16 protein-coding genes are annotated in these 17,282 nt (G+C 70.7%); 3 read left to right on the top strand and 13 right to left on the bottom strand.

The features are described 5' to 3' along the window. Positions 1-151: 151 nt before the first annotated feature. From E1298_RS29590 to E1298_RS29560, 7 genes are read right to left on the bottom strand one after another with little or no spacing between them, the layout of a single operon-like run. Positions 152-541, bottom strand: a complete 390-nt coding sequence (locus E1298_RS29590) for a PPOX class F420-dependent oxidoreductase (protein ID WP_131899015.1) — start codon at positions 539-541, stop codon at positions 152-154. 23 nt (positions 542-564) lie between these two features. Beyond that, entirely contained in the window at positions 565-1,650 is a 1,086-nt protein-coding gene (locus E1298_RS29585; RefSeq protein ID WP_131899013.1) for a histidinol-phosphate transaminase, read from the bottom strand. Positions 1,651-1,708: 58 nt separating this feature from the next. Beyond that, entirely contained in the window at positions 1,709-3,034 is a 1,326-nt protein-coding gene (locus E1298_RS29580; protein WP_131899011.1) for an APC family permease, read from the bottom strand. A 12-nt stretch (positions 3,035-3,046) separates the two neighbouring features. Further along, positions 3,047-4,570, bottom strand: coding sequence for a pyridoxal phosphate-dependent decarboxylase family protein (locus tag E1298_RS29575; protein WP_131899009.1), 1,524 nt, complete (start codon positions 4,568-4,570; stop codon positions 3,047-3,049). Between the two features lie 60 nt (positions 4,571-4,630). Continuing rightward, entirely contained in the window at positions 4,631-4,951 is a 321-nt protein-coding gene (locus E1298_RS29570; protein ID WP_131899007.1) for a hypothetical protein, read from the bottom strand. Further along, entirely contained in the window at positions 4,948-5,526 is a 579-nt protein-coding gene (locus E1298_RS29565; protein ID WP_131899005.1) for a hypothetical protein, read from the bottom strand. Before E1298_RS29565 ends, E1298_RS29570 begins: the two co-directional genes overlap by 4 nt. Further along, positions 5,523-5,867, bottom strand: coding sequence for a hypothetical protein (locus tag E1298_RS29560; protein WP_131899003.1), 345 nt, complete (start codon positions 5,865-5,867; stop codon positions 5,523-5,525). Before E1298_RS29560 ends, E1298_RS29565 begins: the two co-directional genes overlap by 4 nt. A gap of 1,063 nt (positions 5,868-6,930) precedes the next feature. On the opposite strand from E1298_RS29560, the gene E1298_RS29555 reads away from it, so the two are divergent. Further along, entirely contained in the window at positions 6,931-7,314 is a 384-nt protein-coding gene (locus E1298_RS29555; protein ID WP_131899001.1) for a nuclear transport factor 2 family protein, read from the top strand. Between the two features lie 383 nt (positions 7,315-7,697). Here E1298_RS29555 and E1298_RS29550 read toward each other — a convergent pair whose 3' ends face one another. Next, positions 7,698-8,699, bottom strand: coding sequence for a DUF4192 domain-containing protein (locus E1298_RS29550; RefSeq protein WP_131898999.1), 1,002 nt, complete (start codon positions 8,697-8,699; stop codon positions 7,698-7,700). 60 nt (positions 8,700-8,759) lie between these two features. Continuing rightward, positions 8,760-9,257 carry a phosphoribosyltransferase gene (locus E1298_RS29545; protein ID WP_131898997.1) on the bottom strand — a complete coding sequence of 166 codons (498 nt, stop codon included), beginning with the start codon at positions 9,255-9,257 and terminating at the stop codon, positions 8,760-8,762. Positions 9,258-9,437: 180 nt separating this feature from the next. Here E1298_RS29545 and E1298_RS29540 point away from each other — a divergent pair, with 180 nt between their 5' ends. Further along, complete coding sequence (locus E1298_RS29540) at positions 9,438-11,486, top strand: ATP-dependent DNA helicase (protein ID WP_207944911.1); 2,049 nt, start codon at positions 9,438-9,440, stop codon at positions 11,484-11,486. On the opposite strand, the gene E1298_RS29535 is transcribed toward E1298_RS29540, so the two are convergent. Further along, positions 11,483-12,247: an NAD(P)H-binding protein gene (locus E1298_RS29535; protein WP_131898995.1), complete on the bottom strand. Its 765-nt coding sequence runs from the start codon at positions 12,245-12,247 to the stop codon at positions 11,483-11,485. The genes E1298_RS29540 and E1298_RS29535 overlap by 4 nt on opposite strands. 78 nt (positions 12,248-12,325) lie before the next feature. On the opposite strand from E1298_RS29535, the gene E1298_RS29530 reads away from it, so the two are divergent. Next, entirely contained in the window at positions 12,326-12,616 is a 291-nt protein-coding gene (locus E1298_RS29530; protein WP_131898993.1) for a winged helix-turn-helix transcriptional regulator, read from the top strand. A gap of 93 nt (positions 12,617-12,709) precedes the next feature. Here the strand turns inward: E1298_RS29530 and E1298_RS29525 are convergent, their stop codons facing one another. The 3 genes from E1298_RS29525 to E1298_RS29515 all read right to left on the bottom strand — a co-directional run bounded on the left by E1298_RS29525 (position 12,710) and on the right by E1298_RS29515 (position 17,250). Beyond that, positions 12,710-13,921 (bottom strand): pyridoxal phosphate-dependent aminotransferase, encoded by a 1,212-nt coding sequence (locus E1298_RS29525; RefSeq protein WP_131898991.1) that lies wholly within the window; start codon positions 13,919-13,921, stop codon positions 12,710-12,712. 117 nt (positions 13,922-14,038) lie between these two features. Then, positions 14,039-16,549, bottom strand: coding sequence for an ABC transporter permease (locus tag E1298_RS29520; protein WP_131898989.1), 2,511 nt, complete (start codon positions 16,547-16,549; stop codon positions 14,039-14,041). Then, a complete protein-coding gene (locus E1298_RS29515) occupies positions 16,546-17,250 on the bottom strand; it encodes an ABC transporter ATP-binding protein (RefSeq protein WP_131899017.1) in 705 nt (234 codons plus the stop codon). Before E1298_RS29515 ends, E1298_RS29520 begins: the two co-directional genes overlap by 4 nt. Between the last annotated feature and the right edge of the window lie 32 nt (positions 17,251-17,282).

The following is a 17,282-nucleotide window of genomic DNA, read 5'->3' as shown; positions in this document are numbered from 1 at the left end:
GGTCAGTCGGCCAGCCGGACCGATCGGACCGATCGGCCGCTCGGACCGGCTGGCCGACTGACCGACTGGCCGCCCCGGGGGCGGCCGGGTGCTCGTGTCGACTTCGCCCAGGTGACCGGGTTGGCCGGAAGCCGATCGAGGACGGCGGTGCTCAGAGTTCGCGGGTCACGATCTTCGACGGGGTGATGCGGACGATCAGCCGCTCGTTGCCCGGCGCGTCCTGGAAGGGCTTCCCGTCGTAGCGGAGGCTCAATTCATTAATGAGCGTCTTGTCGGGATCGTCCTCGATGACAGCACGGCCGCGCACCTCGACGTAGCGATCGGGCGAGTCCCGGGCGAAGACGAGCAGGGTGATCCGGGGGTCGCGCAGCAGGTTCTTGTGCTTGCGGCGGCCGACGACCGTCGAGAACAGAACGTCGTCCCCGTCGGTCTTCACCCACACCACCGACAGCTGAGGCTGCCCGTCGGGTTGGATCGTCGCCACGGTCGCGTGCTCGGCGGCGTCGATCAGGGCGCGTGCGGCGGCGGTCAGGCGGTCCATCGGTGGTCTCCCGGATTCGATGCTCACGCCCGGCGTCCGGTGGTGAAGGCGCGGGCGACGGCGAGGAAAGCGTCGTTCTCGTCGGGCGAGCCTATCGAGACGCGGACGCCCTCGTCCGGGAAGGCCCTGACGGCGACCCCCTGCGCCTCGCACGCGGCGGCGAACTCCGCCGTCGGCTCCCCCAGCGGCAGCCAGAGGAAGTTCGCCTCGCTGGACGGCACCGTCCAATCGCAGGACAGCAGGGTGTCGCGGACGCGCTCGCGTTCCTTGACGGTGTCGGCGACCCGCGCCAGCAGTTCGTCGGTGGCCGCCAGAGAGGCCACCGCCGCGGCCTGGACGACCCCGTTCACGGCGAACGACAGGGCGGTCTTGCGCGCGGCCTCCGCCACCACCGGGTGGGCGACCATGAATCCGGCCCGGAGCGAGGCCAGCCCGTACGCCTTGGAGAAGGTCCGCAGGACAACGAGGTTGGGCCGGTCGCGGTAGAGCTCCAGGCCGTCCGCCACGTCATCGTCCCGGACGTACTCGCCGTACGCCTCGTCGAGCACCACCAGGCAGTCCGCGGGGACCCGGTCCAGGAACGCCTCGAACTCGGCCCGGCCGACGACCGTGCCGGTCGGGTTGTTGGGGTTGCAGATGAGGATCAGGCGGGTCCGCTCGGTGACGGCGTCGGCCATCGCCTCAAGGTCGTGCCGCTCGTCCTTGAGCGGCACCGTGACGGCGGTGGCGCCCGTCAGCCCCACCAGCACCGGGTAGACCTCGAACGACCGCCAGGCGAACAGCACCTCGGTGCCGGGCTCGGCCACCGCCTCCACCAACATCTTGGTGACGCCGACCGAGCCGCAGCCCACCGCGACATGCTCCGCGGGGACCTTGAACGTGGCGCTGATCGCCTCGATCAGCGCGGTGCAGTTGAAGTCGGGGTAACGGTTGGCTTGCAGAGCCGCCTGGTTGATCGCCTCAAGCACCGAGGGGAGCGGGCCGTTCGGCGACTCGTTGGAGGCCAGGCCGAACGAGCGGCCGTCGGGCGACGTCGCGACCTTGGCGGCCTTGAAGGCCACGAACCGGTCGAGCATGGAGCGGAAGCGAGGGGTGATCTCGTCGGGCACCGTCGTCCTCCTTGGCGAAGCGGTGGTACCGGCCGGCGGCCGGTCGGGAACCAACGTCTTAGGATTCGTTCTCCTGCTGGACTCGGCGCTTCGCCAGGCCGCGCCGCCGTCCCTTGTCTCGCGGCACGGTGAGCACGTAGGCGAGGATGACGAGAGCCAGCGCGTACACGAGGCTGATGCCGAAGAACGGCAGGATGCAGGCCGTCACGACGATGAGCAGGATGTTGCAGCGCCGGATCGCGCGCCCTTCCAGGAGCCGGTGGGCGGCGAGGAACGTCGCCAGGAAGATCAGCAGGAAGGTCGCCGAGGTCGCGGTGATCAACCACATCTCGGAGCTGCGGGTCAGCGCCAGGAGCCCGACGGGCACGCCGTAGCCCGGGATGAGGAACAGCAGGGCGCCGTAGGGAACGCCGTTGCGGCCCGAGACCCGGGTCAGAGCCGCCGGGAGCATCCCCTCCCGGGCGCTGGAGAAGATGACGCGCGACGTCCCGAGCACCCAGGAGTTGGTCGCCAGCAGCAGCAGCACGATGGCCACGATGTTGCCCACCTGGGACATCTCCCGGCCGCTGGCGATCTGGAGCAGCGTCGCGAAGGCCGTGATCTGCTTGCCCTCCGCGGCTCCGGGCGGCAGCACGAGGATGATCGTCACGGCCATCGCCAGATAGAGGGCGCCCACCCCGAAGACGGCCAGGAGGATCGCCCGGGGGAAGGTCCGGCGGGGGTCGACGACCTCCTCGGCGACGGGTGCGGCGTTCTCCCATCCGATGAAGCCGAAGAAGCAGATGATGAGCGCCTGCCCCAGGGCCAGCCAGCCGTGCGGAGCGACCGGGTCGAGGTTCGCGGTGTCGGCCTCGGGCATGGCGATGACCATCACGATCACCAGGAACCCGATCAGTGTGGCCAGCACCCCTGTCTGGACCCTACTGCTGATCTTCACGCCCAGCAGGTTGAACAGGATCGAGCCGACCATGATCAGGTACCCGATGAGGACGATCTGCGGGATGCCCGGCGTGGAGTCCCAGATGTTCAGCAGGTACCGGGCGGCCGCCAGGCCGAGGACCGGGTTGGCGATGATCAGCGCCAGCATGAGGGCCGCCGCCACCAGGTTCGCGGCCCTCGGCCCGAAGGCGTCCTCGATGAACTCGGCGATCCCGCGCGAGGTCGGATGCCGGACCGACAGCCGCGCGAAGATCAGGGCCAGCGGATAGGAGTAGACGATCAGCAGCGCCCACGCCGCGAGCGACAGCGGCCCGGCCTCCGCCGCCGCGTGCCCGGGCAGGATCAGCACGCCGACCCCGATCACGGACGTGATGTAGTGGGCGACCAGCCCCGGGACGTGCAGGCTCCGCCGGAGATTGACCGGTTCCCGCTGCGTGGTTGCCATCCTGCCGCCGCTCTAGCTCGCTGTTTCGTGGCGCGGTCCGGCCGGCGATGCGCTCGCCGCGTCCGCGCATTGGGCGTACCGCCGCTCGGCGATCTCGGTGAGCCGCCGCCACAGGCGTTCGACATCGGCGCGGGACGTGTGGATGTTGCCGATCGACACCCTGATCACGTACCCGTCGTCGAGAACCGTGTGCGACACGAACGCGTCGCCCGACGCGTTCAGATCGCCGACGATGTCGGCGTTCAGCATGTCATGAAGCTTGCGCCGGTCGCTCTCGGTAAGGTCACGGATCCCCTCCGGCTCGAACCGCAGGCACACCAGCGGGTAGATGGACGTGACGGGGCACCGCCAGTCCGGGTGCCGCGCCACCTCGCCGCGCAGCCACTCCGCGAGCCGCACGCTGTGCTCAAGGCGGTCGGCCAGGCCCTGGCGGCCGAACGACCTGATGATCCACCACACCTTGAGCGCGCGGAAGCTACGGCCGAGCTGCGGCGACAGGTCCATGAAGTCGACGATCTCGTCGTCCTGCGGTGAGGTCAGGTACTCGGGTACCAGCCGGAAGGTGCGTGCCAGCGCGCCGCGGCGCCGGCAGTAGAACGCCGTCACCTCCATTGGCGCGTACAGGCACTTGTGCGGGTTCACCACCAGCGAATCGGCCGCGGTCAGGTCTTCGGCACTGTCGGCCAGCGACGGCGCCACGCGCCAGAAGCCGCCATAGGCGGCGTCGACGTGCAGCCACACACCATGGCGCGCGCACACCTCGGCGAGCGCGGGAACCGGGTCCGCCGCACCGATGGACGTCGTGCCCACGGTGGCGACCACCGCCACGGGCTTGACGCCGTCGGCCAGGTCACGCCGGATCGCCTCGTCCAGCGTGTCGGCCCGCAGCCGTCCCTGCTCGTCCGAGCGCAGCTTCAGCACGTTCGCCTGCCCCAGGCCGAGCGTGATCGCCGCCTTCTCGACCGAGCTGTGCGCCTGGTCGGAGGTGTAGACCCTCAGCACGGGAAGATCGCGTCCCGCAGTGCCGAGGACGCGCACGTCGTCGCCCAGCGCCGCGTCCCTGGCCGCGGCCAGTGCGTACAGGGTGGCCAGCGAGGCGCCGTTGACCAGGACGCCGTCGGCCTCCTCGGGATACCCGACCAGCTGCGCGAGCCAACCCAGCACGACGCGTTCGAGCGCGGACGCGGCCGGCCCGCTCTTCCACAGCATCGCGTTGACGTTCAGGGCCGCGCTCAGCGTCTCGGCCAGGATGCCGGGGAAGCTGGCGCTATTGGCGAAGTAGCCGTAGAAGGACGGGTGGTTCCAGTGCACCACGTACGGCATCACCTGCTCGCGCGTGTCGCCCAGGATCCGCGCGAAGTCCTCACCCGTCTCCGGCAGCTCCGTCCGCAGGGACGCCATCAGGTCCGCGCTCGAACGCGGGACCGTTACCGGGACGTCGCGGATCGACTCGAAGTGCTCGCGGATCGTCGCGAGCAGCTCCCGGCCGTGCTCTTCGAACTCGGCCGGGAGCCAGTCACGTGGTTCGTCGGTCATTCGCCACCTTCATCCCGGCGATGGTCGCGGCCGGGCGTGGCCTTGCCCTCCATGGGGAGCTCATCCCTCCATGTCGTGGGCGTGGGGCACTTCGCTGAGGTAGGCGACCTCGCGGGGCGCCTCGCAGTACTTGGCCTCGAACTCGTTGATGAGCGGCCCCTCGCCCGCGATCAGCTCCTCCGCCTCGGCCTGGCTGCGCCAGGGGTACATGACCAGGACCTTGTTGGGTTCCTTCTCGTACTGGAGGAACGTGGCGTGGCCGAGGAAGGCCGGGTGCTCGTGCGCGGGCGGCCCGACCTTGTTGTCCATCTGCTGCATGAGCTCGTGGACCCGGTCGGTGTACTCGTCCTTGATGCGCCAGGTCTCGATGACGGTGATCATTTCTGTGTCGCCTCCATGACGGTGTTCGATTGACGGTCCTCGTTGGTCTTTCGGGATGAGAAGTACTCGCTGAGCAGGGAAGCGCCGTCCGGCACGAATTGCTGGCAGACGAACATGTGGTTCCTGCGATTGCGTGCCTGCGCCGTCCGCAGCCGGGTGGCCGCCTCGACCACCGCGGCCGGCGCGCTGCCCGCACGTTCGATCTCCTTGAGCCGCCGGCGCAGGTCGCGGAGCCGGCCGAGCATCTGCTCGTGTTCGAGGTTGAGATTTCCGGAGAAGCCCGGGCTCACGAAGGGCGGGGCCATCGACGGACGGATCAGCTTCTCGTACAGTTCCTGGCTGAAGTCGGCGGCGTACCGCATGGTCGCGGTCGCGGCGTCGTAGAGGACTCCGAGCCGGTCGAGCCGCTCCACCAGCTCGGGCCAGCGGCCGTCCTCAAGCGATTCGCGGGCCTCCCGGAGACCCGTGTTCATCACGGCCAGGTTCAGGTGGAACGCCTGGTGGCCCAGTTTCCAGCGGATCACGGCATCGTCCGCCCCGGGCGGGATCTGCCCGAGCGGCTCGTCTCCGGTCATCGGTGCACCTCCGCGGCGCCGTGGAGATCGAGCCACTTCTCCAAGGTGCTGTGCAGGACGACCAGGAAGCCGGCCAGCATGTCGCAGCGATCCTGGGCCGACAGCCCCGTCGCGTCCAGATCGTTGAGGACCCGTCGCTGGACCTCCATGCAGGACTGCGACCAGGTCGCCAGCTCCGGCCGTTCGCGCATGAGGCGGAAGTAGCTGTCGTACTCCGCCGGAGTGGAGGATCCCGCCGTCGCGTCGGGAATCCTGCCGTCGTCTGGAAGGGATATGGGGCTGATCAGCCCATAGTCGGGTGGTGTGGTGACCTCGCTTGCAGATTGCCCGCTTTGACCCATGCTGAAATCTCCCGTTTGCGGGGTGTCCGTAAATTGCACTCTTTCCGGCAGCTGTTGACTTCGCCCCGAGCCGCTTCCCCCTGAGACAGACGCACATCGATAAACGGGCCTGTGATGGCGGAACCCCGCTAACAGGGTTTCGCATGATCATACTATAAACGGTGAATGCACCGGTCCACCGTTTTGAATCCCCTATATCTGACCAGCTTCACGAGCATATCCACTGGCACGGTCAAGCTAGCAAAGCACCGCACTCGAAGGCGATCATGGCGTATGGCCGGGACCGGCCATTGACACAAAGCATGTGCCCGTGCTAATCGCGCGCTCGTTCGTTTGCCCCGCCCACTCGAACGCCATTGACGGAAACGGGCCCCCGCCGACGTGATCTTGCTGGTCACAAGCGGTCACGGCGACACTGCGTCATCTCCATTACCGAAACCGCCGACCCGCATCGTGGCCGATCAAGATCATCGAACATGCAGCGGATTCGCACTGTTCCGCCCGGCGACCCCCGCTCTTCAGCGCTCGCCCCCAGCAGTTCATGACCACCGGACGGCAACGAGGCAGACCCGCGTCGGCACAAGCCGGCGCCGGCCCCCAGCACCCGGTCCACCGGCCCACCTGCGCCGCAACCGCCCTGGCCACCGCGTTCGACATCAGGATCGCCGCCGCTACGGACATGTCACCGAGCCCAGCGCCCTGCTCCCACCCCGCGCCTGACCTGCACGCCACCCTTTGCAGCGCACGTCGTAAGGGATTTCAAACCACCCGCCCCCAAACGAAACCGCCGGACCTCTCGGCAATCGGCAGACCGGCTCCACCAGAGGTGACAACGAGCTACGACCAGCAAGATCTCTGCCACGTCACGGCTTCACCTCCCGTTCCACCGGTCGCAACGGAAAGAGTCCAGCATGATCAATTCCGGACGACAGAAAAGTCGCAGTCAACACATGCGGAAAGAGCCAGATGGCCCTTCCCGGCCTAGGAGCCCATCCCTTAAGGTGACCGGGTACGGCCATCAAGCGGGTATCGACGAAAAGCCCAGTCGGGTAACTTCAAGATCATGACTGGTCAGGCTATTGATACCGCCGAGACGATAAGGCTGCTGGACCGGAAGCGGTTCGAGGCCCTGATCGCGCAGGACGCAGACGCGCTGGCGGAGCTGTGCCATCCGGAGCTGGTGCTCACCCACACCAACGGGGCGACCGAGACCTACGAGTCCTACATCCGCAAGCTCAGGGACCGCGTATGGGACTTCCACCGAATCGACCACCCCGTCCACCGGATCTCCCTCGCGGGCGACACCGCGGTCGTGCTAGGCGAGATGGAAGCCGACTTCACCGCAGGTGGCGAGCCGAAGCATCTGAGCAACGTCACGCTGGCGGTCTGGGTACGCGAAGACGGCAAGTGGAGACTGCTGGCCTTCCACCCCACCCCCAAGCAGTAACGACCGCCGCCCAACGAAGAGGTGACCACCCTCAGCTCCGCCGCCTCCCCACCCGAAGCCGGAGTCCGGGGACCGCTGGGCGAGCGGTGCGTTGCCTCCCCGTGGTGCGGGGCGGCGGTACCGGTGCGTCCGGCTGGCTTCCCGCACCGGGAGTTGAGCCCGGCGCGGGAAGCCGGAGCTGCGGGAAACCTGAGTTTGGAGAATTGGCCTCCTGAGTGGGCGGCTTCTTCGCGAACGGCCCCGCGCGAACGCGACCCCGCGCGAACGCACGGGCGGGGATGTGGGCCCGTGTGGACGGGGCCTCTCCTGGTGGTGGGCGTGCGGTGGGTCTGGGTGGATGGGCGTCTGTGCTGAGGGCTGACTGGGCGGGGTTGGTCAGTGGGTTAGCTGGCCTCCTCTTCTTGGTAGGCGGCGGCTAGTTCTTGGGGCGTCATGCGCATGCGGGTGTTGGTGGGTGGGATGCCTGCGGTGATGAGGTCGTGGAGGAGGACGGCCATGGAGTAGGAGGGGTCGGCGTCTAGGGCGCGTTGGAGGGCGACGTTGGCCAGCCCGCCGTCGCCGGCGGAGTAGGCGGCGAAGGCCAGGAGGGCGGCCGGGGCGGCGGCGTAGGGGGCTTCTACTCGGCGGAGGATGTTGCGCCAGAAGGTGATGTCGGCCGCCGGGGAGTCTTCGTCGATGCGGACCCATGCCTCGTCGCGGACGCGTATTTCGGTAAGGAGGAAGCCGAGCCAGGCGACCTCGTCGTCGGTGGGGTCGTGGCCCGCGCGGGCGCGGGTGAGGAGGGACGGCAGGAACGTGAGCCCTTCGGCGATCGTGCGGGTTTGAAGGCTGGTGGAGGTGGTGTCTTCGCGGGCCCAGCGGAGGAAGCGTCTCTCGGCGCGGTCGGTGGCCTCGCGCATGGAGTCGCGGGACGGGCCGTCGAGCGGCTCGATGGAGCGGGCCAGCTCGGAGCGGTCGGCCAGGGCGACGTGGCCGGCGAAGGTGGCCTGGGCGGCGAGGGCGCTGGTGGTGATGTCGTAAGGGGCGCCTTCGGGCGGGCAGCATTCGTCGTGGCAGGTGAGGGACCACCAGCGGCCGTCCGAGACGCGGATCGCCTCGGCGACCTCAAGGCCGGTGGCCGCCAGGGCGGCGCGCATGGTGTCGGCGGCGGTGGCGACCTCGGCCGGGGCGCCGTAGCCGAGGAGGAGCGTGCGGCGGAAGCCGTTGCGGGCGAGCATGCCGGCCACCCGGTCGGGAGCGGACGACGGTAAATCGAGCCGGATGGCGCATGTGTGGTGAGGGCCGTCGAAGCCGATCACCACGAGGCTGCGGGACGGGTGGAAGCCCAGCAGGTAGGGAACGGCGGCGATGGCGTCCTGGGCGGTGCGGATCACTAGTTGCTGCATGTCATCGACATTGGCAGCCCCGGGCAGCGTCCCGAAGCGAATCCCGAACCTGTGGATAACTCAGGCGTCCAGGACCCGCCGGGGCTTGCTGACCACGGGCGGCTCGGTCGACCAGGGGAAGTTGATCCAGCGGTCGGTGTGGCGCCAGACGTACTCGCACTTGACGGTCGAGTGGGGCTTTTCGTAGACGACGGCGCAGCGGACGTCGGCGACGTGGTTGGCGCAAAAGTCGCGGACGAGCTTGAGGGTGGCGCCGGTGTCGGCGACGTCGTCGGCGATCAGGACCTTGGCGCCGGACAGGTCGACGGCGTTGGGCACCGGGGGGAGCATGACCGGGAGGTCGAGGCGCTGATCGACGCCCGTGTAGAACTCGACGTTCATCACGTGCAGGTTCTTGACGTCCAGCGCGTAGCCGAGGGAGCCGGCGACGAACAGGCCGCCGCGCGCGATGGACAGGATGAGGTCGGGGCGGTAGCCGCTGTCGGCGATCACCTGTGCCAGCTCGCGGCCGGCGGCGCCGAACAACTCCCAGGTCAGGACTTCTCTTTCTGCGGACACGCCCCCATTTTGGCCGACCCCGGCCAACGACCGGGCAGGAGGGTCGTCAGCGACGATCTGCCAGAGGTCCGCGGCGTGAGGGTCGCCGCTTCTGGGCGCGGTTGTCCGCCGTGGACGGTAGCGTTGGGCGACGTGCCCGCCCCTGATCTGCTGACCGGCAGCGATACCCAGATTCCAGACATGGCGACCTTGCTGGTCGCCGCCGTCGAGGCCGTCGGGGGCGCTGAGCGTCCCGGGCAGGTGGAGATGGCCCGGGCGGTGGAGAAGGCGATCGGCTCGGGCGAGCACGTCGCCGCGCAGGCCGGTACCGGGACGGGGAAGTCGCTGGCCTACCTGATCCCGGCGATCCGGTACGCGATCGAGAACAAGACCACGGTGGTGGTCTCCACGGCGACGATCGCGTTGCAGCGTCAGCTCGTCGACCGCGACCTGCCCCGGTTGGCCGAGGCGCTGGGGCCGATGCTGGGCACCGAGCTGAAGTTCGCGATCCTCAAGGGCCGTCGCAACTACCTGTGCCTGCACCGGGTGCAGACGGGCGTGCCCGAGGAGGACGAGCCCGGCCAGAGCCTGTTCGATCCGCAGCAGCTCTCCACGCTGGGACGGCACGTCAAACGGCTGAACGAGTGGGCCGAGGAGACGCGGACCGGGGACCGCGACGAGCTCGTCCCGGGGGTGAGCGAGCAGGCGTGGCGGCAGGTGGCGGTGACCGCGAAGGAGTGCCTGGGCGCGCAGCGCTGCCCGCAGGGCACCGAGTGCTTCGCCGAGCTGGCGCGCGCCGAGGCGGGCGAGGCGCACATCGTCGTCACCAATCACGCGCTGCTGGCGATCGACGCGCTGGAGGAGTTCCAGGTCCTGCCCGAGCACGACGTGGTGATCGTGGACGAGGCGCACGACCTGGTCGACCGGGTCACGTCCGTCGCCACCGAGGATCTGAGCGCCTCGGCCGTCGAGGCCGCGGCGCGGCGGTGCGGACGGCTCATGGAGGAGGGCATCGCCGACCGTCTCAAGGAGTCGGCGGAGGGCCTCGGGATCGTCCTCGAAGACCTCCCCGGCGGGCGTATGGACGTCCTGTCCCCCGCCTTGGGCACCACCCTCGCCGCCGTACGGGACGCCGCGCACGCCTGCGTCACCGCGATCGGACCGGAGAAGAAGGACGGCGACCCCGGCGACATGGCGGCGCGCAAGGCCGCGCGGTCCTCGCTGGAAGACCTGCACAACACCGCCGTACGGCTGCTTGAGGCGTTCCAGCCCGAGATCGCCCAGCGCTTCGACGTGGTGTGGCTGGAGAAGCCGTTCGTCCAGGACGGGCGGCCCCCGCGCCCGACGTCGCTGCGCGTCGCGCCGATCGGGGTGGGCGGGCTGCTGCGGACGACGCTGTTCGAGCGGCGCACCGCTGTGCTCACCTCGGCGACGCTCACGTTGGGCGGGTCGTTCGAGCCGCTGGCGCGCCAGTGGGGGCTGCCGCCGCTCACCGAGAACGCCCCCAAGGACGCGAAGACCGCGGCGGAGGGCCTCGCCCACACCGCGACCAAGGAGGGCGAGGAGGGCAAGCCGCTCGTCTGGTCCGGCCTGGACGTCGGCTCACCGTTCGACCACCCGAAAGCGGGCATCCTGTACGTCGCCCGCCATCTCCCCCAGCCGGGACGCGACGGGCTCGCCGACGCCTACCTGACGGAGATCACCGAGCTGATCGAGGCGGCGGGCGGCCGCACGCTGGGGCTGTTCTCCTCGATGCGGGCGGCCCGGCAGGCCGCCGACGAGCTGAAGGACCACCTGTCCCATCCGCTACTGTGCCAGGGCGACGACGCCACGTCCCTGCTGGTCAAGCAGTTCGCCGAGGACGAGCGGACCTGCCTGTTCGGCACCCTGTCGCTGTGGCAGGGCGTGGACGTGCCGGGGCCGTCGCTCCAGCTCGTCATCATGGACCGCATCCCCTTCCCCCGCCCGGACGACCCGGTGTCGTCGGCGCGGTCGCGGGCGGTGGCGGCGCACGGCGGCAACGGCTTCATGGCGGTCGCGGCCACGCACGCTGCGCTGCTGCTGGCGCAGGGCGCGGGTCGCCTGCTGCGTTCCATGGACGACCGGGGCGTCGTCGCCGTCCTCGACCCGCGCCTGGCCACCGCCCGTTATGGCGGCTTCCTCAAGAGCTCGCTCCCACCGTTCTGGGCCACGACCGACCCCGACGTCGTCCGCGGCGCCCTCCGCCGCCTCGACGCCGCCGCCGACTAGATCCCCTTCAACCCCCAGGCCAGGCCGCCCGCCCAGGCTTGGGCCGGCGGCGCCGGTGTGCCCATCGCGGTCAGCCGCGGGGCGGCCTCGGCGACCGGGACGTGCCGGACGGGGCGGCCCGACGTCTCGGCGAGGATCGCGGCGAGGTCGGCGTCGCTGACGGCGGCGGGGCCGGTGATCTCCAGCAGCTCGCCCTTGGAGCCGCCCTCGGCGAGGACGGCGGCGGCCACCGCGGCGCTGTCGTCCCTGGTGAGGTAGGCGACGCGGCCGTCGCCCGCGTTGCTCGGCAGCTCTCCGGCGGCCACGGCGCGCTGGGCGATGCCCATGTACGTCAGCGTCTCGGGCCAGATGTTGAAGCGCAGGGACGTGAACGCCGGAACAGACGCGGCCAGCAGCCGTTCGGTTTCGTGGTGGTCGGGGGCAACGGCGCTGGGGTTTCCGGGGTCTCCGGCGCGCGTGGTCGAGGTGTAGATGATGTGGCCGACACCCGCCTTGGTGGCGGCCTTGATCGCGGCCGCGTGCAGGGGCGCTCGTCCGGTGATCGCGTCGACGCTGACGAGCAGGAGGCGTTCGACGCCGTCCAGCGCGCGGACGAGGCCGTCCGGGGCGGCGAAGTCGGCCGCCCGGGTGCGGATGCCGAGGTCCGGGACGCGGTCGGGTGTGCGGGACAGGGCGACGACACGAGAGGCGTCCACCCATCCGAGAAGGTGGCGCAGGATGAGGCCACCCAAGTGCCCGGAGGCTCCGGAGACGGCGAGCATGGAAGGGCTCCTTCGTTCGGTTCGCTGCGTACGCTGATCGTGCGTCGTGCGGAACGGATCCCGAAAGAAGGCACTTTCATGTCCCCTGTCACCGTGGCCGAGTACCAGGCGTGCCCGGCGACCGTGGTGCTCCGGCGCGCGGTGGACGGGCTGAGCCGGCGGGTGCTCACCCGGACGCTGCGGATGCTGGAGCGGGACGGGCTGGTCAGTCGCACCGTCCATCCGCGGCGGGTCGAGTACGCGCTGACCGGCCTGGGGCGCTCGCTCCAGGATCAGCTCGGGGCGCTCGCGCTGTGGTCGGTGGAGCACGATGGCGAGATCCGGGCGGCCCGCGTCCGCTTCGACGCCCGGCGCGGCGGGATGCCGTAGGGCGGCCCGGCGCATTCCACAATGCTCCAGTCCGCTGCCGCAACCAGCCTTGTTGCATCAGGGCCGCGCGGGTCAAGCCCGGAGCGGGATGGCTCAGCGGCGGTGGGCGTGCAGGAAGTCGCCGATGCGGCCGATGGCCTCCTCCAGGTCGTCGGCGTACTGGAGGGTGACGACGCGGAAGTGGTCGGTGGACGGCCAGTTGAACCCGGTGCCCTGCACGACCAGGATCTTCTGCTGCTCCAGCAGGTCGAGGGCGAAGCGCATGTCGTCCTCGATCGGGTACATCTCGGGGTCCAGCCGGGGGAAGACGTACAGCGCGCCCTCGGGACGGACGCAGCTCACGCCCGGAAGGTCGTTCAGCAGCTTCCAGGCGCGGTCGCGCTGCTCGCCCAGCCGGCCGGTCGGCAGGACGAGGTCGTCGATGCTCTGGTAGCCGCCGAGGGCGGCCTGGATGGCGTGCTGGCCCGGGACGTTCGGGCAGAGCCGCATGTTGGCCAGGATGTCCAGGCCCTCGATGTAGGACTCGGCGTGCTTCTTCGGGCCGGACAGCGCCACCCAGCCGGAGCGGAACCCGGCGACCCGGTAGTTCTTGGACAGCCCGCCGAAGGTCAGGCACAGCAGGTCGGGGGCCAGCGAGGCGATCGGGACGTGCTCGGCGTCGTCGTAGAGGATCCGGTCGTAGATCTCGTCCGCGAAGATGATCAGGTTGCGGCGGCGGGCGACCTCGACGATCCGGGCGAGCACCTCGCGGGAGTAGACGGCGCCGGTCGGGTTGTTCGGGTTGATGATCACCAGGGCGCGGGTGCGGTCGCCGAGCTTGGCCTCGATGTCGTCCAGGCTCGGCTCCCAGCCGGCGTCCTCGTCGCACAGGTAGTGGACGGGCGTCCCGCCGCACAATGAGACCGACGCCGTCCACAGCGGGTAGTCGGGGGCCGGGATCAGCACCTCGTCGCCGTCGTTGAGCAGCGCCTGGAGGGTCATCACGATCAGCTCGGACACGCCGTTGCCGAGGTAGACGTCCTCAACGTCCACGCCCTCGACGCCGCTGTCCTCGAAGCGCTGCACGATGGCGCGGCGGGCGGGCAGGATCCCCTTGGAGTCGCTGTAGCCGTGCGCGTCCGGCAGGTTGCGGATCATGTCCTGGAGGAGCTCCTGCGGAGCCTCGAACCCGAACGGCGCCGGGTTGCCGATGTGCAGCTTGAGGATGTTGTTCCCCTCGGCCTCCAGCTGCCGGGCACGCTTGAGCACCGGACCCCGGATGTCATAGCAGACGTTGCTGAGCTTGCCCGACTGGTTGACCTGCATGGACATACCCTATCCGCGACCAGGGGCGCGAATCCGGCCGGGCCCGAACTCCGCGGCGCCCCGTCCGTCCGCGCGATGGCGGGCGGACGGGGCCGCCGCTCCCGGCCCCCGCGTCGGTCACGGAGCGGCGATCGCGGACAGGATCGCCAGGCGCGCCGCGCGCCGGGCCGGGCGGATCGCGGCGAGCCCGCCCGCCACCGCCCCGACCAGCGCGATGACCGCCAGCTGGACGGCCGGCGGCGCGAACGGGTTGCCGAGCGCGGTGCCGAGCCCCCAGCCGAGGAACGCGCCGAGGCCGAGCCCGCCCGCCGTGCCGAACAGCGCGACGATCACCGATTCCCAGCGGACCATCGACCTGATCTGGCCGCGGTTCGCGCCGACCGCGCGCAGCAGCCCGAGCTCGCGGGTCCGCTCGTGCACCGACAGCGACAGGGTGTTGGCGATGCCGAGCAGCGCGATGACGATCGCCAGGATGAGCATCCCGTAGACGACGGTGATGAAGCCGTTCATGTCCGCGGTCTGCCCGGTGACGAACGCGTCCCGCGTCTTCACCTCCGGTGCCCCGTACGGCTTGGCCAGCGCGGTCAGGGCCTGGCGCGCGTCGTCGGACGAGGCGCCGGGCTTGACGTGCACGAGCGCCATGACGTCGAGCGGCTGCCGGGTGTGGGCGTTCCAGACGGTGCGCGGCACCAGGTAGTCGCCCACCAGTTCGGCGTTCTTGTAGACCGCGCCGACGGTGAGGGTCTGCCGGGCGCCGTCGGCGAACTGGACGCCGACCCGGGAGCCGGCGCGCCAGCCCCGATCGTCCGCGATCTTCTTCGAGACGGCGAACGTGCCCGGGTCCGCCAGGCCGCCCTGCGTGACGTCCAGCCGCAGGACGCCCCGGAGGCGGGACGGGTCGCCGACACCCGCGACGGCGGTGCGCCCGTCCACCCGCATCTCGCCCTTGCCGATCCCCGCGATGCCGCCGACCTGCGGCAGCGCGGCCGCCTCCGCGGCGAGCCGCGTGCTGAACCCGCCGGTCTCGTTGCCGCCGGCGTCGACCACGATCGCGCCGGTGAACGACCCGGCGACGCCGTCCTCCAGGGACGCGCGCAGCGAGCCGATGAACACCGTCAGCAGCGTGACGACGCCGACGCCGATCATCAGGGCGGTCGCGGCGCCGGCGGTGCGCTGCGGGCTGCGGGCCGCGTTGTCGCGGGCGAGGGCACCGGCGACGCCGCGCAGCCGGGCCGCGGGGCCGCCGACGATCGCCGCGACCGGACGGGCGGCGACCGGTCCGAGCACGACCATCGCGACCACGCACAGCACCGCGCCCGCGGCCGCCATCGCCATCTGCTCGTTGACCGCGCCGAGGACCACGGTCCCGGCGGACACGGCCGCCAGCACCCCGCCGACGATGACCCGGGTGTCGGACGGTCCGGACGTCTCGGCCGCGACCTCGCGCAGCGCGGCCAACGGCGGCACCCGGGAGGCCCGCAGCGCGGGGCCGAGCGCGGCCACCAGCGTCACCAGCAGCCCGACCGGCACCGCGATCATGAGCGAGGTGGCGGAGACGACCAGGCCCTCCATCGCGATCCCGATCCGGAACTGGGTGAACAGCTGCCGCAGCAGCCCGGCGAACCCGTACCCGCCGGCCAGCCCCGCCAGCGTGGCCGTGCCGCCGATCACCAGGGCCTCGAAGCCGACCACCGTCACGACCTGCCGCCGCCCGGCGCCGAGCGCGCGCAGGAGCGCCGACTCCCGCGTCCGCTGCGCCATGGTGATCGCGAACGTGTTGTGGATGCTGAACGCCGCCACCAGCAGCGCCACCCCGCCGAACGCGCCGAGCACGATCCGGAACACGCGGAGGAAGCCGTCCTCTACAAGGCTCATGCTCTCGTCGATCTGCCCCTGTCCGGTGACGGCTTCGGTCCCGGGCGCGAGAACGGGCCGGACCCTCGCGGCCAGCTCGCCCTGGCCGACCCCGCTCGCGGCGCGCACCCAGACCCCGGTGACGCGGTCGGACGTCCGCGCGACGTACTTGCGGGCGCCCTCCAGGCTGAACGCCGTGAACGACGTCTCCCCGAACGCGTCCTCGTCGCCGAACTTGCTGATGCCGACGACGGTGACCGGGACCCGGTCGGGGGTCAGCACCGCCGTCCGGTCGCCGACCTTCAGCTTGCCCTCATCGGCGAACATCTTGTTGATGACGACCTCGTCCGGCGCGCGGGGCGCCCGGCCCTGGGCGAGACGGTACGGGTTGAGCTTGGGATCGGTCAGCCAGTTGCCCGCCATCCGGGGGCCGCGCGACTGGATCGTCTTCCCGTCCTTGCCGAGCAGCTGCCCCGACCCCTGGATGACCGGCTCGGCGCTCGCGACGCCGTTCACCTTCCGCACCCGGTCCAGGACGGACGCGTCGATCTGCCCGCGCGAGCCCCACGGGGCGTCGCTGACGGAGGTGGTGTTCCGGATGCTGACGTCGGTGTCGCCGTAGGCGCGCGAGAAGTACCCGTCGATGCTGCCGGCGAGGGTGTCGCCGAGCACGAGCGTCCCCGTCAGGAACGTCACGCCGAGGAAGACGGCGATCAGCGACCCGGCCAGGCGCCGCTTGCGCCCCCACAGCTCCTTGAAGACGAGCCCGATCACGACTGGTCCCCCAGCCCGCGCATCCGGTCCAGCACCCGGTCGGGCGTGGGCGCTTCCATGACGTCCACGACACGGCCGTCGGCCAGGAACACCACCGCGTCGGCGTGCCCGGCCGCGACCGGGTCGTGGGTGACCATCGCCACGGTCTGGCCCAGGTCGTCCACCGCGCCGCGCAGCAGCGTCAGCACCTCGCCGCCGGTGCGGGAGTCGAGGTTGCCGGTCGGCTCGTCCGCGAACACGATCTGCGGACGGGTGACCAGCGCGCGCGCCAGCGCCACCCTCTGCTGCTGCCCGCCCGACAGCTCCGACGGCCGGTGCGACAGCCGGTCGCCCAGGCGCAGGACGCGGACCACCGTGTCCAGCCATTCCCGGTCGGGGCTCGTCCCCGCGAGCGTCATCGGCAGGACGATGTTGTCGCGCGCGGTGAGCGTCGGGAGCAGGTTGAACGCCTGGAACACGAACCCGATCCGCTCGCGCCGCAGCTTGGTGAGCCGCCGGTCCGACAGGGCTCCCAGCTCCTCGTCGCCGACGTACACCTTCCCGGACGTGGCGTCCTCCAGGCCCGCCACGCAGTGCATCAGCGTGGACTTCCCGGCCCCGGACGGTCCCATGACCGCGGTGAACCGCCCGGCCGGGAGCACCACGCTGACCTCGTCCAGCGCGCGGACGGCCATGTCGCCCGAGCCGTACACCTTGGTCAGATGGACGGTGCGGGCGCCGCCCGAGGCCCCCC

It is taken from the genome of Actinomadura rubrisoli, from assembly GCF_004349215.1.
Lineage (GTDB): Bacteria > Actinomycetota > Actinomycetes > Streptosporangiales > Streptosporangiaceae > Spirillospora > Spirillospora rubrisoli.
The sequence above is the reverse complement of the archived record's forward strand: the minus strand, read 5'-3'. Positions and strand labels throughout refer to the sequence as shown.